General features: G+C 58.0%; 17 protein-coding genes and 2 pseudogenes. 11 read left to right on the top strand and 8 right to left on the bottom strand.

What is annotated here, in order from left to right; all coding sequences use genetic code 11:
• Positions 1 to 2: 2 nt before the first annotated feature.
• Positions 3 to 1,496 (bottom strand): sugar ABC transporter ATP-binding protein, encoded by a 1,494-nt coding sequence (locus FJ424_RS05805; RefSeq protein ID WP_140659020.1) that lies wholly within the window; start codon positions 1,494 to 1,496, stop codon positions 3 to 5.
• 132 nt (positions 1,497 to 1,628) lie between these two features.
• Between FJ424_RS05805 and FJ424_RS05800 the strand changes: the two genes are divergently transcribed.
• On the top strand, positions 1,629 to 2,552 hold the full coding sequence (locus FJ424_RS05800) for an SMP-30/gluconolactonase/LRE family protein (RefSeq protein WP_140659021.1): 924 nt from the start codon (positions 1,629 to 1,631) through the stop codon (positions 2,550 to 2,552).
• A gap of 636 nt (positions 2,553 to 3,188) precedes the next feature.
• Here FJ424_RS05800 and FJ424_RS05790 read toward each other — a convergent pair.
• Together FJ424_RS05790 and FJ424_RS05785 are read right to left on the bottom strand one after the other, a co-directional pair.
• On the bottom strand, positions 3,189 to 4,109 hold the full coding sequence (locus FJ424_RS05790; protein WP_140659022.1) for a DMT family transporter: 921 nt from the start codon (positions 4,107 to 4,109) through the stop codon (positions 3,189 to 3,191).
• Between the two features lie 12 nt (positions 4,110 to 4,121).
• Positions 4,122 to 4,697, bottom strand: a complete 576-nt coding sequence (locus tag FJ424_RS05785) for an NAD(P)H-dependent oxidoreductase (RefSeq protein ID WP_140659023.1) — start codon at positions 4,695 to 4,697, stop codon at positions 4,122 to 4,124.
• A 98-nt stretch (positions 4,698 to 4,795) separates the two neighbouring features.
• Between FJ424_RS05785 and FJ424_RS05780 the strand changes: the two genes are divergently transcribed.
• Positions 4,796 to 5,725: a LysR family transcriptional regulator gene (locus tag FJ424_RS05780; RefSeq protein ID WP_140659024.1), complete on the top strand. Its 930-nt coding sequence runs from the start codon at positions 4,796 to 4,798 to the stop codon at positions 5,723 to 5,725.
• A 61-nt stretch (positions 5,726 to 5,786) separates the two neighbouring features.
• On the opposite strand, the gene FJ424_RS05775 is transcribed toward FJ424_RS05780, so the two are convergent.
• Positions 5,787 to 6,185, bottom strand: a complete 399-nt coding sequence (locus FJ424_RS05775) for an IclR family transcriptional regulator C-terminal domain-containing protein (RefSeq protein ID WP_140659025.1) — start codon at positions 6,183 to 6,185, stop codon at positions 5,787 to 5,789.
• Positions 6,186 to 6,330: 145 nt separating this feature from the next.
• Positions 6,331 to 6,786, bottom strand: coding sequence for a hypothetical protein (locus FJ424_RS05770; RefSeq protein WP_140659026.1), 456 nt, complete (start codon positions 6,784 to 6,786; stop codon positions 6,331 to 6,333).
• A gap of 992 nt (positions 6,787 to 7,778) precedes the next feature.
• On the opposite strand from FJ424_RS05770, the gene FJ424_RS05765 reads away from it, so the two are divergent.
• The 5 genes from FJ424_RS05765 (at position 7,779) to FJ424_RS05745 (ending at position 12,325) form a co-directional block, all read left to right on the top strand.
• A complete protein-coding gene (locus tag FJ424_RS05765) occupies positions 7,779 to 8,612 on the top strand; it encodes an SDR family oxidoreductase (protein WP_210239391.1) in 834 nt (277 codons plus the stop codon).
• An 82-nt stretch (positions 8,613 to 8,694) separates the two neighbouring features.
• Entirely contained in the window at positions 8,695 to 9,468 is a 774-nt protein-coding gene (locus FJ424_RS05760; protein ID WP_181182186.1) for a sugar phosphate isomerase/epimerase, read from the top strand.
• A gap of 3 nt (positions 9,469 to 9,471) precedes the next feature.
• Complete coding sequence (locus FJ424_RS05755) at positions 9,472 to 10,182, top strand: triose-phosphate isomerase (protein WP_140659028.1); 711 nt, start codon at positions 9,472 to 9,474, stop codon at positions 10,180 to 10,182.
• Positions 10,183 to 10,198: 16 nt separating this feature from the next.
• The gene (locus FJ424_RS05750; RefSeq protein WP_140659029.1) at positions 10,199 to 10,696 is read left to right on the top strand and encodes a secondary thiamine-phosphate synthase enzyme YjbQ; all 498 of its coding nucleotides are present in this window, start codon (positions 10,199 to 10,201) and stop codon (positions 10,694 to 10,696) included.
• Positions 10,697 to 10,822: 126 nt separating this feature from the next.
• Complete coding sequence (locus FJ424_RS05745; protein ID WP_246677157.1) at positions 10,823 to 12,325, top strand: FGGY family carbohydrate kinase; 1,503 nt, start codon at positions 10,823 to 10,825, stop codon at positions 12,323 to 12,325.
• A gap of 76 nt (positions 12,326 to 12,401) precedes the next feature.
• On the opposite strand, the gene FJ424_RS05740 is transcribed toward FJ424_RS05745, so the two are convergent.
• Entirely contained in the window at positions 12,402 to 13,292 is an 891-nt protein-coding gene (locus FJ424_RS05740) for a LysR family transcriptional regulator (protein WP_140659031.1), read from the bottom strand.
• A gap of 1,416 nt (positions 13,293 to 14,708) precedes the next feature.
• Between FJ424_RS05740 and FJ424_RS05735 the strand changes: the two genes are divergently transcribed.
• The 4 genes and pseudogenes from FJ424_RS05735 to FJ424_RS33810 all read left to right on the top strand — a co-directional run.
• Positions 14,709 to 16,115, top strand: coding sequence for an extracellular solute-binding protein (locus FJ424_RS05735; protein WP_140659032.1), 1,407 nt, complete (start codon positions 14,709 to 14,711; stop codon positions 16,113 to 16,115).
• A 145-nt stretch (positions 16,116 to 16,260) separates the two neighbouring features.
• On the top strand, positions 16,261 to 17,091 hold the full coding sequence (locus FJ424_RS05730) for a sugar ABC transporter permease (RefSeq protein ID WP_181182187.1): 831 nt from the start codon (positions 16,261 to 16,263) through the stop codon (positions 17,089 to 17,091).
• A 35-nt stretch (positions 17,092 to 17,126) separates the two neighbouring features.
• Positions 17,127 to 17,927, top strand: a complete 801-nt coding sequence (locus FJ424_RS05725; protein WP_210239390.1) for a carbohydrate ABC transporter permease — start codon at positions 17,127 to 17,129, stop codon at positions 17,925 to 17,927.
• A gap of 63 nt (positions 17,928 to 17,990) precedes the next feature.
• A pseudogene (locus FJ424_RS33810) lies at positions 17,991 to 18,110 on the top strand (ATP-binding protein); the annotation flags it as partial.
• A gap of 103 nt (positions 18,111 to 18,213) precedes the next feature.
• Here the strand turns inward: FJ424_RS33810 and FJ424_RS05715 are convergent.
• Positions 18,214 to 18,987: pseudogene (locus FJ424_RS05715) on the bottom strand (IS110 family transposase); the annotation flags it as partial.
• Positions 18,983 to 20,080 carry a sn-glycerol-3-phosphate ABC transporter ATP-binding protein UgpC gene (gene ugpC, locus FJ424_RS05710; protein ID WP_140659035.1) on the bottom strand — a complete coding sequence of 366 codons (1,098 nt, stop codon included), beginning with the start codon at positions 20,078 to 20,080 and terminating at the stop codon, positions 18,983 to 18,985. The pseudogene FJ424_RS05715 and the gene ugpC, both read right to left, overlap by 5 nt.
• Positions 20,081 to 20,391 lie beyond the last annotated feature (311 nt).

Here is a 20,391-nt window from a genome sequence, read left to right as displayed (position 1 = left end):
CCTCAGGCGGCTTCGGACGCGGAGGCGGCGCGGATGAGCGCTGCCGTCGTCAAGGCATCGCCGGCCAATTCGCGCACGATGCGGTTGTGCGAGAAGACGAGCGCGCGGTGGCAGATATGGGCGACTTCCTCGAAATCGGTGGAGACGACGATGACCGCCAGCCCAGCCTCGACGGCCGCCGCGATCAGCCGGTAGATCTCGGCCTTGGCGCCGACATCGACGCCGGCGGTCGGATCCTCGGCGATCAAGAGCTTGCGGCCCGTCGCCAGCCAGCGGCCGACGACGACCTTCTGCTGGTTGCCGCCGGAGAGGGCCTCGATCGGCAGATGCGGGTCGTTGGGCTTCAAGCCCAGCCGCGTGCCGAGCTCGCGCGTCAGTTCGCTCTCCCGTGCCGGCTTCATGAAGGAGAACAGCCCGCGGCCGATGGCCGACGGGTTGAGATACATGTTCTCGCGCACCGAGAGCGACAAGGCGACCGATTCCTCGGTACGGTCGCGCGCTATCAGCCCGACGCCGGCGGCAAGCGCGGTTCCGACCGCGGAGAGATCGAGGCGCTTGCCGTCGAGCGAGACCAGGCCATCGAAACGCTCGGCGCCGAACAGCGCGCGGCCGACGGCTTCCTGTCCGGCGCCGCGCAGGCCGACCAATCCCAGCAGCTCGCCGGACCGCGCATCGAAGCTCACCGGGCCGACGCTGCCGCAAGTGAGGTTCTCCACCTTGAGCCGCTCCGGTCCGTCCTGCCATCGCAACTTGGCGAACATCTGATGCGCCGGACGGCCGACGATGAGGTCGACCAGTTCCTGTGGCGTGGTCTCGGCGACCGGCTTGACCGCCACCATGCGGCCATCGCGCATGACGGCGACCCGGTCGGCGATGCGGAACACCTCGTCCAGCCGGTGCGAGACATAGATCATGCCGACGCCGCGCTCGCGCAGCGGCCGCAGCGCCTCGAAAAGGCGCTCGACCTCGTCCGCCGGCAGGCTCGCGGTCGGCTCGTCGAGCACCAGCACGTCAGCTTCGGTTGCCAAAGCGCGGGCAATGGCCACCAGCGACTTTTCCGTGCGGGAGAGGTCCTGCACGCGCGTCGCCGGATCGAAGGCGCAGCCGACAAGCGCCAGCGCGCGCTCTGCCCGGCGCTCGGTGTCGCGCCAGTCGATCAGGCCGGAGCGGCGCGAAAATCCCTGCGCCATGCCGACATTCTCGGCCACCGTCATCCATTCGATGAGGCCGAGATCCTGATGGATGAAGGCGACCTTCTGCGGTTGGTTGGGGCGGGGCGGGCGGTGGTGATAGTCCTCGCCGCGAAACCGGATCGTGCCCTGATCGCGCCTGTGAATGCCAGCGAGCGTCTTGATCAGCGTCGACTTGCCGGCGCCGTTCTCGCCGAGCAGCGCGACAATTTCGCCCTCGTGGATGTCGAGCGAGACCGACTTCAGCGCAAAGGTGCCGCCGAAGCGCTTGGAGATGTCGATGAATTCGATGAGCTTGGGCCGCATCTATGGCCCTCCCAAGCCAAACGAACGGACTGAATTGCCACCGATGTTATCGCTAACATTTTTGCAGGTCAAGTCTTGAAAATGGCTCACCGCGAAGGCTATCGATGGTCCGAATTCGTGGGAGGATGACGCATGTTCGGAGATGTCGAAGGCGCCGGTTTCGAGGTCCTCGACGAGCGGTTCGAGAGCTGTTTCGTCGGCCATGTGACGGTCGAGCGGCTGTGGACCGGCGGGCGTTGGCTGGAGGGTCCGGCATGGTTCGCCGCCGGCCGTTACCTGGTCTTCTCGGATATCCCGAACGACCGGATCATGCGCTACGACGACACCAACGGCGTGGTCTCGGTCTTTCGCTCACCGTCCAACAACGCCAATGGCAACACCGTCGACACCGAGGGGCGGCTGGTCACCTGCGAGCACCGGGCGCGGCGCGTCACGCGCACCGAGCACAACGGATCGATCGCGGTCATCGCCGACCGGTTCGAGGACAAGCGGCTCAACTCGCCGAACGACGTGGTGGTGCGCTCGGACGGCACTGTGTGGTTTTCCGATCCGCCCTACGGCATCGCGACCGACTATGAGGGTGACCGCGCCGAGCAGGAGATCGAGGGCTGCCACGTCTATAGCGCCGACCCCGACACAGGCGAGGTGGCGCGCGTCGTCTCGACCATGGCGAAGCCCAACGGCCTCGCCTTCTCCCCGGATGAGAGCATCCTTTATGTCGGCGATACCGGTGTGACGCACCAGAAGGGTGGGCCGCGGCACATCCGCAAGTTCGCTATCGAGGGCGCGGTGCTCAAGGATCTCGGCGTTTTGGCAACTTGCTCGGCCGGCCTGTTCGACGGGTTCCGCGTGGACACAGCCGGCCGCATCTGGGCGGGCGCCGGTGACGGCGTCCACTGCTTCGATCCCGACGGCACGCTGATCGGCAAGATCCGCATTCCGGAGACGGTGGCGAACCTCACCTTCGGCGGCGCCAAGCGCAACCGTCTGTTCATCACGGCGCGGCAGTCGCTCTATTCGGTGTTTGTCGTCGCCAATGCGGCAGCACGAGCGTGAGTTCGAAGAGAGGGATGTTGGCCATCCGACCACAGGGTTCAAATGCGCTTCCCATTCTGACCCGTGGCCGATAGACTACAGAAGGTGTGGTGATCGGTTGAGTTCACCGCCCCATTTCGGCCATTCACGATGAGTTCATGGCCAACTCAGGTTAAATTGATGTGTCGAGCCAGCAATCAATCTCGTTTGTTGTTTTCGGGTTCGCCAGACCATACGAGACGATACGAAGGATATGGGTTGGCTAACCATCCGCTAAGCCATTGATTTTCTTCGAAGGTCTCACACCCTCAGCGACTAACATAATCGTCGTAAATCAATAGCTTACAAAGCGGTTTGCCGAATTCGATTCAAGAAGCCCGAGCCTGCCGCTCGGCGAATGACGACGATGCTGACCGCTTTCCAGATAGTGGCGACTTCCGGTTTGGCGCATTCAAATTGCCGGGCTCGATTTTATTCGTGCAGTCCACGAGGGCGTCGATGGGCGGCTGCCGAAAACTATGTCGCCTGAGTTACTGACGGCCGATAAAAGATGCGCAGATCTACCTCCCTAAGAGATTGCGCTCGACGGTTCTGAGGTGCGATAGCATCGCGTCCTTCGCGCTTTCCGGATCACGGAAGTAGATGTTGCCGGTGGGATCAGCCGCGTTCGCTCCAGTCTATGCTTGCAGCCTGGCGGGTAGGCGCGCTGGCATAGACGATCCCGAAGATCACCAGCGCGATGCCCATGAGATGGCTGACGCTGACTTCCTCGCCGAGAAATACGCAAGACAGCAAAAGTGCGGAAACCGGGAGAACCGCCATGAAGACGCTCGCCTCGCCGCCTGACATGCACGCCGTTCCCGAATACCACAACCAGAAGCCAAGGACCGTCGGGAACAAAGCGATATAGACGGTGGCGGCGAGTGCCTCGGGCGTTGCGACCACCGGCTCGAACATCAGCACAAGCAGGCCCAAGGGGACTGTGAGAGCCAGCGAGATAGCGCTCATCAATGTCGCCAAGCTTAGGGGCGGTAGCGGCCGCGCGATCTTTTTGTTGAGGATGCTGAACAGTGCCTCTCCCGTCACCGCGAGCACGACGATCAGGTTTCCGACGAGTTGAAGCCAATAGGACCCTCCACTCTCCGAGGGGACAAAGCTGACCAGGACCGCGCCGGATGTCACGGCCGCAATTGACATCCATAGTCGAGCCGTCAATCGTTCGCGCAGCACTATGGTCGCGACCAAGGCCGTCAGAACGGGAAGCAGACCCGAGATGATTCCGGCAGCCGAGCTTGTCGTCATTTTCAACCCGACGATCATCAGGATGCTGTAGGCGGCACTCCCTGCTACAGCCTGCAGGGCGATGATGGCAAATTCGGACCGATGCACCTTCGGCCACGGTGTCTTCGTGGCGAGCATCAAAAATCCAAAGAGCGGTGTCGAAATCGCAAACCGCAGTGGCACTGCGAAAAACGGGTTCATGCCGTTCGCGATGAGCTTGCTCGCGACGACTCCCGATCCGACCAGCGACATGGCCAGGAACAGGCTGGCGCCGGCGACAAATCTGCTCGACTGCATGTCGCTTCTTTCCTAGGCCCGTGTGCCGTACGGAATGCTTCGCCTGGCATCCCTCAACGGTGCGGCCCACCAACAGAGATGATCAAGCAGGTTGTCAGCTGCCTTCCGACGCCCTTCTATATCCTTCAACGCTCCGTTCTCGTCGAATTCATCCCAGACGCCGTGGAAGCTGATGCAGTCGCGCACGCTCACAGCGTGCAGCTCGGCAAAGACCTGCCGAAGATGCTCGACCGCACGCAGTCCGCCGGAGGTCCCGCCATAGGACACAAAACCAACCGGTTTGCCGCGCCATTCCAGGTCTGCCTGGTCGATGGCATGCTTCAGGTGTCCGGGGAAGCTGTGGTTGTACTCGGGAGTGACGATGACGAAAGCATCCGCAGCTTCCAGTCGGCCGGCCAGCGCCTGCATTTCGCTCCCGCGACTTGCCGGATGAAATGTAGGCAAACGAATATCAGCGAGATCGATCACGTCGATGTCAAAGCCAGCGTGCCTTGTGGCTTCGGACACGAACCACCTAGCGACTTTGTCGCCGCGACGGCCTTCGCGGGTGCTTCCGATAATAACGACGAGCCCGAGACCAGAGGACATTGGAGCACCATGCGAGTTGCCGATGCACCAGAAGTCGCATATATGATCGATCAATAATATGCGGAAAATTTAGTTCAGTTTGATCGATTGAATAGATCATGCTTGATGCGCTGACGCTCGATCAGGTACGCACTTTCGTGGCGGTCGCAGATACCGGAAGCTTCCGCAAGGCAGGCCTCAAGCTCGGCCGCGCCCAGTCGGCCATAAGCCACGCAATCGCCAGGCTGGAAACCGAGATCGGTGTCTCGCTCTTCGACAGGAACTCTCACCGCCCGACGCTCACCATCGAGGGACGAGCCCTGCTCGAGGACGCACGCTCCTTGCTGTTACGAACGGATCTTCTGCGCGCGAAGGCGCAGGGAATGGGAGAGGGGGTCGAGGTCGAACTGTCGATCGTCGTGGATACCTTGTTCTCGACTGACATCGTTGCCGAGGCACTCGCGAAGATGCAGCTCGCCTTTCCAATGGTAAGCGTCCGCGTTAGGGTCGGCACCTTGGGTGAGCCACTGGAAGCGCTCAAGGAAAGACGCGCCGATTTGGCCGTCACCGTTGGTGAGGACCTCCGCGATCCTCGGATCGAGTTTGAATCGATCGCGCGATTGACCATGGTGGCTGTGGCGGCATCGGCTCATCCCCTGGTCGCCCGCAAGAACTCGGCACGCGTTCAATCTGCCGAGTTGACCGACCACATTCAGATCGTGATCGAGGATCCTTCTGAAGCCGCTCCAGGACGAGACTTCGGCGTTCTGTCACCGCGAACCTGGCGGGTCGGTGACCAACAAACCAAGCTTGCCCTGATCAGGGCGGGGGCGGGCTGGGGACGACTTCCTTACTGGATTGTCCGGCAAGACCTGGCCGAGGGAAGATTGGGCCGGGTTCTGACGGCTGCATTGGGGGGTAAGGGCGAGATCCTTAGCTGGGTCTACTTGGCTCATCGGCTGGATCGACCGCTTCGCCCAGCCGCCAAGCTTCTGAGAACCGCCCTGGAGCAAGTCATAGCCAGCAAGGCCACCGCGTTCGAACTTTGACCTAGGAATCCTGGTGATGGGTGCCTCCCGCGGCGCGGCGAGAGCGGGCTGCGATATGCCTTTATCGACGTCTCGAATTTGCGAGCGGCCGCAGGTGGAAGCTAGGTTTTGAAATATAAGGGATATAGCTTGTGGTTCTTTGGCCGGCATCACTGGAAATGGCGCGTGCCAGCGACTGTAGCGCCGCAGCGTTTGGTCCGGTCAAGTCACCATCGAGGACGCCGCGCAGCCCCATGACCATGATAGCCGCAATGATGGTGCCAGTATGATCAAAGATGGGAGCCGAGATCGCGGTATAGTCCGAGAGCAGGCCGGATCGGCTGCGGCTAATCCCATTCTCCCTGATAGTCGAAACGAGTTCACGCACTTCCTTCCAACCGCGCGCCACGTCGACCAGGTCCGTCGGCGAGGGGCGGCGCGATAGGTCCATCAGCTCCGCGTCAACATGGGATGAGGTCATGGCATTGGGAAGATACGCCTACCAGGAAGTCGATTACCGAAATCCAATCTCGTTGGACTGTACGCCTTTTCGAGTACTCTTTTTTGTGTCGGTTTTGTCCACGTAAGCCGTTCCCGGGGCGTTGCACGAACCGCCACCATGTCGGCTAGGTTCTCCTTGGACGAGTCTGGCCACACGCACCCGACAGCAGATGGCCCGCGTTAGGGAGTTTCGCTTCGAGGTCCAACACCCTCAGCATCTGGTGCGTTGTGGCGATTGCGGCGGCGATGACGGGAACACCGCATTCGGCCTCCACCTTTGGAACTGCTGCCAGGGAAGGCATCTGAACGCACGCTGAGAGGACAAGGGTGCCGATACCTCTGATGTCGAGTTTCTTGTAAACCTCCACGAGCGCCAGCGGATCCCGCGCGTCGACCGCCAGATTGTCCTCGATCTCAAGAGCGACGAAATCCTTGACGGATATGTCTTGGAAGAAGCACGTCGCCCGTTCCCAATTGATGACGACCCTTGTGCTGCGGCAGATCGGTGACGTCGGCCCCTTCGAATACCATGCTGCCCATGTGCTCGGTCGTTCGCGCCCAGCGATTAGTCGAAGCGGCATGCTCTTGCCCAGGGCCGCTGGGGCCGGGGATGGGGATGAATTCGTGTTTGGCGATGTCGATGGGCAGATTTGTGCGGGGCACGGACCTGGCCGTGTTAGGGCGCCCGCCAATGTGAAGGCGGGGCGTAGCAACGCCGTCAAAGGCTCAAGCTCATGGATGCTCCATCTGGACATTGGCTCCTCTGGCGGGGATCTCGAGAGCCCCGCCAGAGGAAACAGCCGTCGCTTGGGAGTTAGGACGGACTGTGAATCAGGCTGCCTGGACATTCCGCCAGACGCACTCCCATTTCTGGGGAGACGTCTTTGCGGCTGATATTCATGGCTCAGCTCAACTCATTGGCTTGCCTTGCGATTATTCATGCGGACCGAATGACAACAATGACGATTGGCGGAACGATTAATTGGCAACGCCTATGAATATCCGCTATTCGGTAGCAACCAAAAAATGCGTCGTGTGCCTGCCAACGGGGTGGACGAACTCGTCTGGTCGGCCAATGTCGTGTTAGAGCGACAACAGTCGCACCCGAGCTTCTGCAAGCCAGTGGGCTCCCGCCGCGGAATAAGCATTACTGCTGACAGCATGGAGCAATAGCTCCGCTGGTAATTCATAACCTATGCCTATTAATCCATCTATTCTTTATCATTGTTGTCCATGGCTTCACATGGATAATTCCAACTCCGCCAACGGGTTGAGACAGCCATGAACATTACCCAGACCGACATGTCTCAGCTTGAGAGCTTAGGTCACGATCATGCCTGTGTTGGGAGTTTTGCTGGCCGGGGCACTTCTATCGTTCGTTCTGAGTTTCGACGAATTCATCATAGCATTCTTCGTGTCCAGACCGAATCCAACGCTTCCCATCCTTAAGTTCGCCTCTGTGAAAACGCGGTATCGCGCCTGAACTGAACGCAGTCGCGACCTCTGCTCTCGGCGTTCTTATGGCGCTGACTGTTTTCCTGGTTGCGCGAAAGAGCATGCGGAATCGCAAGCAATGACGTCTTTTTCCCCATTGGCCAAATCGCGAGGCTCAGAAGTGGAGATTTCTAAAGTGGGTATTCTAGAAAGAATGCGTTTGGACGGGAAGGCCGCTTTCGTAACAGGGGGCGCCCGCGGTATTGGCAAAGCAATCGCCAGTGCATTAGCCGAAGCCGGGGCGCAGGTCGCCATTGTAGACCTTGATCTGGATGAAGCGAAGAAGGCATGCGCGGAGATATCGGCCGCAAACAGTAGCAGGCTGATTGCCATTAAGGCAGATATTACAGACCCACGACAGGTAAATGCGATGATAGACAGCATTCTCGAAGATTTCGGTCGCCTCGATATTGCTTTCTGCAACGCGGGAATCTCAAACGAAGTTGCGGTAGAGGACGACACGTACGAGGATTGGAAGAAGATCATTGAAGTGAACCTAAACGGTACCTTCTTGACCGCCCAAGCTGCCGGGCGGGTCATGCTGAAACAGGGAGGCGGTTCAATCGTCTGCACAGCATCTATGTCGGCTCATATTGTCAACATTCCCCAGCGCGAAGCGTCATATGCAGCATCAAAAGCAGCGGTCATCCAGATGTCCAAGGCAATGGCCATCGAATGGGCGACTAGGAACGTGCGAGTAAACACCATAAGCCCTGGGTATATGGCGACAGAAATGACATTGAAGTCGCCCGCGTTAAGACCTCTGATCGAGCAGTGGGAGCAACTGTCGCCACTTCGCCGCATGGGGAGGCCGGAAGAATTACAATCGATTGCCGTGTATCTCGCAGGCGACACTAGTTCGTTTACGACTGGAGCCGACTTCATCGTCGACGGTGCGTATACGTGTTTTTAAGATCTTCATTTGGCGGTCAGTAGCAAATAGGGGAATCGCTATGTTACTTTCGTGCACCAACATAATAGTCCCAGGAGAAAGTTTGACTGACAAGGCAACTCTATTGCGGAGCTGGGGTTACAAAGGTATCTCTGTATTTGCCAATCATAGCTCATGGAACGATGAGAAGATGGATGAATTGCTTCATCTCGAAGAAAACACCGGCATTACACCTTGTGAATTCCTGTTTGTGTCGCCCGCCGCCGGGAAACTGATGAGTAATGATGCCGGTGAGAGAGCGGCCACAAAGGCACTCTATATCCAGGCGGCTAAGGTGTGCGCGCAAATCGGGGCTATTACCGAAATCGAATATCTTCTGGGACCTCAGGATCCTCTGCCATTGTTCGACATATATCGGCAGATGACGCCGGAGCAAGAGGATCACTTCGTATCGATCTACCGGGATATCGCTCGAGCGGTGGTCGGAACCAACGGGGCCGTCCTCCTTGAGGGGATTAACCGTTATGAAAGCCCCTATTTGAACAGCATTGTGGACTGCGCGCGGGTAGCGTCCAAGGTTGGCTTGAAGGAAACCGGGATTTTGCCCGATTTCTTTCACATGTCGATCGAGGAGGCCGATATAGCTGACGCTATAACGGCCGTTGCTCACGGCGATGCCATTCGACATGTGCATTTGGGCGACAACAACCGCTGTACCCCAGGATCCGGAAGCATTGACTGGGAACGCGGGCTTAGAGCTCTCAAGGTGTGCGGATATAGCCGATTCATCAATTTGGAATGTAGCACGATGGGGCGGCCAGAGATCACACTGCCCGCAGCAGCCGATTTTTTGACCGGTATTCTCCGTCGGATATAGACAATGATAGAAGCCTTTTCGCTCAGGAGGCCTTTCTTCGAACTTGGGCCGAAAGTTTATTTATACGGTGACAGAGCTATTGAGCTCGCATTGTATGCTGACAAGCTGTGTGACGACTATGGCGTGGATATCATCTGCACGGCACAGTACACGGACATCTACCGTATCGCGCAGAAGACAACTCGCCTAAAAGTATTTGCTCAACACATGGATGCAAACAGCATCGGTCGTGGTGTAGGCGCGGTATTGCCTGAAGCCCTTAGAGAAGCGGGTGCAGTAGGTGTTTTGCTGAACCACGCAGAGAAACCCTTAAGTCTTTCGTTACTCAATGCAACAATCCGTCGAGCGGATGAAGTTGGGCTCGCTACGCTGGTTTGCGCGGGATCGGTCGAAGAAAGTGCCGCTGTCGCTAGGCTCAGACCCAATATTGTTCTGGCAGAATCTCCGGCGTTGATCGGGGGCGGGAAGCGTAGCGCAAATGACATTCAGGAGATTGAGAGAATCAATCTGGCTGTGAGTGAGGTGGACAAGGAAATCCAGGTGCTGCACGGAGCAGGGATTAGCGACGAGAATGATGTCTACCAAATCGTTCGTGCGGGCGCCGACGGCACTGGTTCCACCAGTGCTGTGATGTGTGCCGCAGATCCAAAGGACATGCTCGAACGAATGATAAGGGAAATGAGTCGCGCATATCGCGAGAGAGTCGGAAATTGAAGGGAGCTTAGCCACTATGGCAGTGTTTCATGAGACGATACCAATCAAATCGCGGCACGGCATCCATTTTGAGGACGTCACCGACCAAGTAACCACGATTGTTACTGCGGCCGGGATTCAAAATGGTATAGTGGTCGTATTCAGTCAGCACACCAGCTGCAGCGTGCTTATTCAAGAAGACTCTGAGGGGGAGACCTACGGAAAGATCCCGCTCATTCTTCAGGACACCATCAATTGTCTCGAAAAGATTATTCCGGACTGCAAATACGAAGGACAGTATCTGCATCCGGGGGAGTTCCACACGCAACAGGCGCTGGCGCTTCGGGGGGAACTGAATGAATGGTGCCTGAATACGGATGGGCATATACGTTCCTGTTTGCTCGGTCGTTCGGAGGCAATACCGCTGCTAGACGGTAAAATGACCCTGGGTCTTTTCGGGCGGATCTATTTCGCAGACCTCGATCAAACTCGCGAGAGGGAACGCGTCGTTCGGGTTCAGATCGTCGGCGAGTAGTCGAGAGAGCCAAGCAAACCGGTGGGCGCTTCGTCACGCCCAGCGGCGACAGCAGCCTCAGTCTTCATAATCTTCGCAGGGCCAAGTCTTTTTGAGCGAAAGTCGAAGGACGAGAAGCGATTGGGAGTGGTGGCAACGATGGGGATTATTACGGTTGATCTAGGAACTACGAATATCAAGGTAGGTGCGTATACCGATAACTTGACCCTCGTCGCGTTGGAGAGTTCGGGGGTTTCTTACCTCCGGAAAAACACGACCGTCGAGTTCGATGCAGAGCACTATCTAGCTCGAATTTTGGACCTCGTGGCAGCGTGTTACAGGAAAGCGCAGCCGATTCTTGGGCGGGAGCGGCCGGTACAATTGGTTTTAACCGGCCAGGCAGAGTCGCTCATCGTGGCCGATGAGTCGGGAAGACCCTTGCGGAACGGCATTTCTTGGCTGGACATGCGCTCTCAAAGTGAATGCGATGAGTTGTCGGCATTGTTCGACCGAGATACATGTTATCGTATAACCGGGCAGCCTGAAATTATCCCGACTTGGCCGTTGACGAAGTTGTTGTGGATTAAACATAACGAACCGGAGTGTTTCGGCAAGGCACGTAAGCTCTTTCTGCTCAAGGACTATGTTATATACCACTTGACCGGTCAGTTCGTTGGAGAGCATTCGATTTACCCATTCTCTCACTATTTCGATGTGACAAGACGGGTATATTGGGAGGCGCCGCTGCGGTATTGTAGTGTCGAAATATGGCAATTGCCCAAGTTGATAGAGCCCTGCTCGATTGTCGGAGAGATACTGCCAGGTGTGCGAAAGAAGCTTGATTTTCCAACAGGGTGCACCGTCAATTCGGGCACGCTCGATCATTTCGCGGGCATGATTGGGACGGGGAATATTGCTCAAGGAATTGTCAGCGAGTCTGCTGGGACGGTCTCTTCTATTGCGACGATTGTTGAAGAGCCATTTGCCTCATCGTCGCGTATTCCGTTATACTGTGGGCCGTTCGCTGATAGCTATATTTATCTTCCGGTATGTGAATCTGGTGGTATTAGTTTGGAATGGTTTAGGAAGGAATTTGTACCGGGCGTGTCATTTGGAGGGATAGACGCGGTAGCAAGTAAGAAAGAAGTCGACCGCCGCCTGACGTTTTTGCCATACCTTACGGGCGTTAATCCACCTGAGTTTGACCGGAACGCAACGGGTGTATTCTTTGGCGTAACAGTCGCACACGACTCTTACGACTTCGCCTTGGCAATTATGTATGGGGTTGCCTGTCTGCTTCGTAAGAATATAGACAACTTCAGAGCGGCCGGTATAGGCGTCGAAAAGATCATCTCGACAGGCGGTGGCGCTAAATCGTCACTGTGGTCTCAGATCAAGGCCAACATTTGCGGCTTGCCGGTTGCCATCCCCGCCGACGAAGAGGCACCAAGTCTAGGTGCGGCTATAATTGGAGCTGTCACGGCAGGTGAATATGCGAGCTATGGAGAGGCTGCTTCGCAATGCGTTAAGGTCGGAACGGTATACGATCCGGAATCGAACGGTAAAGCGTTTGAAAAGCAATACCAGCTATTTCGTCGCTTATACGATTCGCTGGGGCCTGTTTTCAAGGAATTCCCAGCAAACGGGTAGTATGCGCCCGGGAAGCTCAACACCCTGAAGGGATGAGGGGGCGGCGACCTGCGCTGTCCATTCTAACACGCCATACTTATGTGCGATTGGCTGATACCCGCTTGACGACTGAGATGAAATCTTCGACGAGCCGGTTGGGCGAGCCCCGATGGCCGATGCCAATCACGCATTCGCGCATATCGGTGATGTCGCGGAAGACGACACCAGGACGGGCATAGTAGCGCGCAGTGCTGTCTGCGGTGATGCTGATGCCGCGGCCCATTGCAACGGCCTGCAGTTCAGATTCGACAGTCGCCACTTCGAGCGCGACCGTCGCCGGCCGACTGCTGTCGCGATACTCGCTCGCCAGCCAATACTCCCGCCAGATCCCGGGCGTAGGCGAAGTGATGAGAGGTTCGTCCAATATGTCATTGAGCAGGACGGTCGGCTTGGCCGTGAGCGGATGGCCGGTGGGCAGGCAGGCAACACATTTCTCATAGGCGATCTCGACGATGTCGATATCTTCCGCCCCGATCGGCGGGCGGATAATGCCGCAATCGACCTCACCGGCAATGAGCCCGGCGCTGGGGTCGGAGAAATCATACTCCTTCAATCGCAAGATCGCGTCTGGCCGCACCCGCTCGAACTCCCTGACGATCGCCGGAATGAATTGGACTGCGGTACCGATCATGAAGCCGACGCGAAGCTCGCTTTTGAGGGCCAGTTGCAGCCGCCGCGCTTCGTCTTGGAACTGGTCCATGGAGCGGCTGAGCGCCAATGCCTTTGCGAGCAGCTTCTCGCCTGACTCGGTAAGGCTCACGGCGCGTGTCGTACGTTCGAACAAAGGAAAGCCGGCGTTCTCTTCGAGCTGGATGATGGTCTGCGAGAGGGCAGGCTGCGATACATTCAGGCGCTCTGCCGCTCGAGAGAAGCTCTTCTCTTGCGCCACGACAATGAAGGACCGTACATGCCGGAACTGGATATTCATAACCGTCACCAATTAATCGTTCCGCTATTTCATCCTTTTTGTCAATGGCTTCGGGTGGTTAATCGCTAGCAGGAACGAACCCCGAGGCGCACCGTGAACTTGAGACCCTCCCCGGAGTTCTTCTGTCCCCGTAGATGGTGTCGACGGGCTGCTACGCGCTGCACCTATCCGGCTTGGAATGCGTAATTTGCCGGCACGGCAGCCCTACAATTCGGCGGCTCGCGTCAGTTCAAAGACGAACAATATGTCATTCTGACCGCGCTCGATGAGCTTTTCAGTGAAATGACGCGGCCCGTGTGTCCTACTGGTGGCACGGCGATATGGACCGTTTCCTCGAAGAGGTTTTGCCTCTGTGACTTTCTTCCTCGAGCATTCAGCCGCTCTGCTCGGGCATGCCGATGGAGTCGGCAAGGACGTGCTTGCAAGGACAACAGCGCTTGCCGCGAAACTTGATCGGCGACAGCTCGGAGCGTGGTACGCCGACTTCCGCAGGGACTTGGTTTATCTGTAGGACCGTCGCGGAGAATGGGAGTCCTACTCGGAATTCTCGGCGAACCGCCGTGCGGAACGCATTCTATGCATGCCATGCTGCGCGATGAGCCTTTGTTCGAAGACTTGAGGTGAGGTAGAAACAGTTTGCCAGCGGGTGGTGAGGTGCTAGCGCTGATCCCAGGGCGGTGTCCCGCGAGGGAACGCAGGGACGGACGATATGCGAAGGTAGTCAGATGGGCCTGACGGTCCGCTTCGAGTCAACGCAACGTCCGGCCTAGTGAGACCCGATACGGCACGACCAGCTCCGGCTCGGCCAGTGCGGACAGAACCTTGAAACCCTGAAGGGATACACCGCCAAGCTCTGCAAATTACAGATCTACGGCCTATAGGTCCAGGCGGCAACGCCATGGCCGAACTTCTCGAAGGCAATCATGGCCACCAGGTTCGGCCCCGCCGAGCCCCGGTCGGATGGAGTGGCGCCGGCGGTTGGCTGATCCTCTCGCAACCCCGGCAGGTGACTTCTCCCGGACTGTCTGGATCACCCTTCATTGGTGCCCCCCCGAAACTGGCGGCCATTCATATCCCCTGCTTATAAATCGATCGCAAGTTTCACATTCTCAGCCCTCGGCGCAACTTCTAGACTGCCGAACATGGGGTACAGAAAAACCAATGGAAGCCTGATTGGGTCTGAGAGGGTCAGCGCTTCCGGGCTCAAAGCGGATAAAGAAGCGCTTCTTCGCGGCTGGTCGGCCGGCGCAGAACCCGGATGCCGAAGGCTCGTCTGTTACTCCACGACAGGCACGGAACCTGCAGATTGGACGGCCCGCTCTCCCGACGAATTGCGAGAGCATCCTGATCGAAGTGGAACGGACACGCCGAGCCTTTGAATACTACCGGACTGCAACAAAGAAATGGAGAAGACTAATGGGACGGAAGCACTGCAAGAATTTACCAACTAAGCTCTCGCTGGGCATGCTGGGAGCCCTTCTTTTCGCGGTGGGCGGCCACGCGGACGAAACCGGAACTGGTCCGGACGGCTGGAGCCAAGCGTATAAAGGAACACAGTTGCATATCATCGCTGAGGCGGCGACAAATTCGCAAGCTCTACAGGAGCTCCTCGCGGACTTCCAGAAAAAGACCGGGATCGAGGTGACGCTCGAGCAGGCGCCCTATGACGGTTTGGTTCAGAAAGCGGTGCTCAATTTCGCGACAAAGAGTGGTACGTACGACGTCCTCTCCATTCCTTACGAATATCTCGGGAGCTTTGCTGAACAGAACTATATCCAAATCGAGGATGATTTCTGCAATGCTCCGCCGAAGGGTGCGCCCACCTATAGCAGCGCGGACATCATTCCTGTGCTCTGGAAGGCGTCGTCCCAGTGGAAAGAGCATTGCTACGGCGTGCCGTCCAACAGTGGATTGATGATGATGTTCTACCGTAAGGACCTGTTTTCGGACCCGACTGAGCAGCAGGCCTTCAAGGCGAAGTACGGCTATGACCTCGCCCCCGCTAAAACATGGCAGCAATACAAGGACATCGCGGAGTTCTTCACCCGAAAGAGCGGAGACAAGCTGGCCGGTACGGAACTCTCCTCGCCCCTGTACGGAGTGGCGCTCGCGGGCAAGCGGCACACCGCCACTGTCCTAGAGTGGATGAACTACATGTGGACCTTCGGTGGCGGCCTATTCGACTCGTCTGGTAATCCGGCCGTGAATTCTGCAGCGAACGTGGCGGCGCTCGACTTCGAGAAGTCGCTCACGGCGTACGCGCCGCCCGGCTACACCTCGGCAACATGGGACGAGGTCACCACTCAACTCCAGCAGGGCATTGCTGCACAGTCCATTACCTGGGGCGACACCCCAGGCGCTATTGAGGACCCTTCCCAGTCAAAGGTCGTCGGTAAAATGGGCTACGCCGCCATTCCAACTAAAGCCGTTGGCGATCATCCCGAGGCGCTCTTGGGCAGTTGGACATGGACAGTGAATGCGGACTCCGCCAACAAGGGGGCCGCGGAACTGTTCATGGCGTGGGCCCTTTCAAAGCCCACTCAGACCAAGCTCGCCGAACTTGGCGGCTTGCCGGCTTTGACATCCGTCTTCCAAGACCCTCAGCTGCAGGCAAAATTGCCGTACTGGAACCAGGAGCTCTCTAGCCAGCAACAGGCTAAGGCGCGTCCGCGCATCCCACAATGGGGAGGCATGAACGACGTGCTGAGCAACCACCTCTCACAGGCCCTCAACGGCCAGGTGTCCTCACAAGCCGCTTTGGACGATGCGCAGAACGAGATCACCAAGCTGTTGAACGGCGCTCTCCCGGTGACATACCAATAAGGTGGGCTTGGGCATGGGAAATAGCACAATTCTACGTGACAAGGCGGCAGATGGGGGGGTGATACCCCCCCGCTCAGCGCGACGCAGCGGTCGGCGGCAGAAGCACGGGCAATGGTTCTACTTCTCGATGCAGATGCCGAGTTTGTTGATCCTGCTGATCGTTGTTGTGGCCCCGGTGATCTACAGTATCCAACTGAGCTTCCACAGCTACAGCCTCGTCATTCCCGGCAAGACCGGCCAATGGGTCGGTCTGGCCAATTATGAACGACTCATTCAGGATGCCGCCTTTGGCAACGCCATCCTGACCACCATTATCTTCGTGGTTTCGTCGGTTGTCCTTGAAACTGTAATCGGCACTCTAGTCGGAATCTGGCTGCATCGGCTGAAGGTCTTCCAGCGGCTGGTCACTTCGGCATTGCTGTTGCCGATGATCCTGGCCCCGCTGATCGTCGGCTTGATGTTCAACTTTGCGTTCAACGCCCAGTTCGGGTACCTGACCTGGATCCTGAGCGGGCTGGGTATCGGGCCGACGGGCGGTATGCTGAGCCAAGGGTCTACGGCCCTTGTGGCTCTTATCGCGGCGGATGTGTGGGAATGGTTCCCGTTTGTCGCGCTGATGGTGGTTGCCGGATTGCGGGCGCTTCCGACCGAGCCGCTGGAGGCAGCCGAAATCGACGGGGCAACAACGTTTCAGAAGTATTGGCTCGTGGTCTTGCCGATGCTCACCCCGATTCTCGCTGTGGCCGTCCTGTTCCGCACCACGGAAGCCGTGAGAGAGTTCGACAAGGTCTACATTCTTACTGGCGGCGGGCCGGGGTCATCGACCGTCGTGAACGACCTGTACCAATACCGTGTAAGTTTCGCCAATTGGGATCTCAGCTACGGTGCGGCGCTTAGCCTTGTTACCTTTGTCGTGATCATGGCCTTGGCTGCCGTGATGTTCCACTTCCTTCTGCGCAAGGACATGCGTCAATGACATCAGCGCGAACTCGCAGTGGCATAGGCCAAGCGGTGATCCTGGCCATCGTCACAGTGGCAATCCTTGCCTACCTGTCACCGTTGCTATGGCTGGTGCTCACCTCGTTCAAGAATCGCGTGGACATCTTCGCCTTGACTCCTAAGCTGACCTTCACGCCGACGCTCGACAACTACCGCGAGGCGTTCCAAAATAAGGGATTTAACAGGAACCTTATCAACTCGGTTGTGGTTGCTCTTGCGTCCACTGCAATCGCGCTCGTGGTGGGCGTTCCTGCCGCTTACAGCCTGAGCCGGCGGAGCGGGCGGTTGCAGGGTGTCTACCTTCTTATGTTGCTTGGCACGCGGTTGCTGCCGGCGATGGTCCTGTCGGTGCCTCTGTTCCTGCTGGCCTATCAATTGGGGCTCAGCGGCACCTATACGGCGGTCATCGCCGCATACCTGACATTCTCGATCCCCTTCACCGTGTGGATGATGCGCGGGTTCTTCATGGCGGTGCCGACGTCGCTCGACGAAGCCGCTCGATTGGACGGATGCAGCCACCTTGGAGCGTTCTTGCGCATCGTGCTGCCACTGACCCGGGGCGGGCTTGCTGCAACGAGCATCTTCTGCCTGATCAACTCCTGGAACGAGTTCCTTTTCGCGCTGGTCCTTACCTCACGGAATACGGCAACTATCCCGGTGGCGGTGCCAAACTTGCTCACTCCCATCGGGACGTTCTGGGGCCAGATCGCGGCGGTCGGCACCGTGACGGTGTTGCCAGTAGTGATCTTCGCGTTCGCCGTGCAGCGCTATATGGTTGCCGGAATGACCGGCGGTGCGATAGCTGGCGAGTAGGCAGGTGTTTGATCCCACGGTTTGATGGTATGCGCGTGCCCACCGCACTTGGCGTTGTGAACCGCGCTGGCCTTCGCGGTCGCCGTGCCGATCCAGTCACAACTGCTCAAGGCTGAACTGCCCGAACGGGAAGTACGTTCCATCGCCTATCACATGAAGGCTGCGCCCTTCCCAGCCTACAGGCAAACCGACTACGCCGCGCACACCGTATCGGTCGTCGATCCCGACACCGGTGTCATCAGCCCTTTCGGGCGGAATCAACCCCTCCTTCGTTGGTCCGTTGAGCCTATTTCATGGCCGATACGGAGCCCGGCGCCTTGCCAAAGCGGAATTCTGTCGCATGGCTCCACATGCGATGCAGGATGACAGCGAGCTTGCAAAGCAACAGCTACTTGGGCTTGGGCCATACCACGCCGCTTGGCAACGTTTCATACCCCACGCTCTGAGGCTCGACCATTTCTTGCTGAGCACAAGCAGCGAATAAGCCGCCTCATAGAGGACCGTGCGGGCGAGCTCGTCACCGCAACGGCTTACCTTGTCCTGAATGTCCGTCTCGCCAGATTGATAGCGTGCCGGGGTCAGACCCAAGTGCGCTCCGACATCCCTCGATCGGAGAAAGCGGTCCGGCTGATCGACCGTGGCACGAAATGCGCAGCGAACGCGGTGATCGGTCCCACACCGGGCACGGACATAAGCCGCCGGCAGACTTGCTCCTTGCGGGCGATATTGAGGACCTGCTTTGTCAGTCGCCCGGACTCGCGCAACATCGTTGCCACGATCGCCAGAAGCGGCTCGACAAGCGCATGATGACCGTATGCCGCGCCAATCAGCGCGAAGGCTGCGCGGCCTGGAGTGCCGAGCTTGATACCGGCCTCCCGCAGAATCGCCCTAACGACGTTCTCGATGGTCCGCGTTTCATTGAGGACCGTGCGTCGTGCGACGAGGAGAGATCGCCAGAGCCGACACTGCTGGCTCTTCACCTGCCGATACCAGCCAGTCCGCATGATCCGCGCCAAGGGGCGGCATCGTTGCGATCGGCTTTGTTCGGCGTCGTTTCAAGGCCGACCCCTAGTCGCGATTGCTTTGCCGTTTGAATCGAAGAGGTGCAGATGATCCGTGGCTGCGCTTAGGGAGAGCACATCTCCGACCTTGACCGACGACTTGCCGTCGAGGACTGCGGTGATCACTTCGTTCTGCGGCATTTCGACGATCGCATGTGTTTCGGCACCGAGATGCTCGACCACCTGCGCCACACCACGAAAGGTCAGGCCCTGCTCGCCGAGTGACAAATCTTCCGGGCGGATGCCGATCGTCACTTCGTCCTTGCGCGACAGACCGTGGTCCGTGCCGATCGGGCAGGTCAACGCGGTCCCGGCAGCAGCCAGCAGGTGGGCGCTGCCATCCGCCACGGAATCGACACAGGCCTTCATGAAATTCATCTTCGGGGAGCCGATAAAGCTGGCTACGAAGCGGCTCGATGGATGCAAATACAGCTCCATCGGACTTCCCACCTGCTCGATCTGGCCCTTGTTCAAGACAACAATCTTGTCGGCAAGTGTCATCGCTTCGACCTGGTCGTGGGTCACGAAGATCATGGTCGTCTTCAACCTCTGGTGAAGACGCGCAATCTCAATGCGCATTTGACCGCGCAACGCGGCGTCAAGGTTTGACAGGGGCTCGTCAAACAGAAAGAGCCTCGGCTCGCGCACAATGGCGCGTCCGATTGCCACGCGTTGCCGCTGCCCGCCTGAGAGTTGTCTTGGCTTTCGCTCCAGAAGGGCATCAAGTTCAAGAACGCGTGCGACATCTTCGACCTTATCGCGGATCGTCTGCTTGTCGACCTTGGCGAGCCGAAGGGCGAAGCCGATGTTTTCGCGGACGGTCTTGTGCGGGTAGAGCGCATAGTTCTGGAAGACCATCGAAATCTGCCGTTTCGACGGCGGAAGGTCATTGACGACCGTGCCGTCAATGCTGATCTCGCCCTGCGAAATGTCTTCCAGGCCGGCAATCATGCGCAGCAAAGTGGACTTCCCGCAGCCTGATGGGCCAACGAAGACGACGAACTCCGCGTCGCCGATTTCGAGGTTGATGTCACTGACTACCTCATGTGACCCAAATCGCTTGCACACGCCGCTGAGGCTTACCTTAGACATGGTTTTGGTCCAACCTAAAGGAACTGGATCGGCCGAAGCGGTGAGCCCGAACCGCTCTGGATCGGGTGGGGAGCTGCGAACAGAAAGCATGGATCAGTGACATCTTCCCTCGCTCAATAACCTCATTTGCCCCACCGACGGTCCTGGTTACCTCAACTGCTGCTCATTCGAGCTTTCGCCCGGCAGGTCATGGACAACAAGGACGAATTGCTAAACGATTATTTCATCGCGCTTATGAATAGGCCGTGACCCACATGTCGTTTTAAGGGCAAGAAGGCGAAAGAACCGGCGGCGAGGTTCAGATCAGATCG

It is taken from the genome of Mesorhizobium sp. B3-1-8, from assembly GCF_006439495.1.
Lineage (GTDB): Bacteria > Pseudomonadota > Alphaproteobacteria > Rhizobiales > Rhizobiaceae > Mesorhizobium.
The sequence above is the reverse complement of the archived record's forward strand: the minus strand, read 5'-3'. Positions and strand labels throughout refer to the sequence as shown.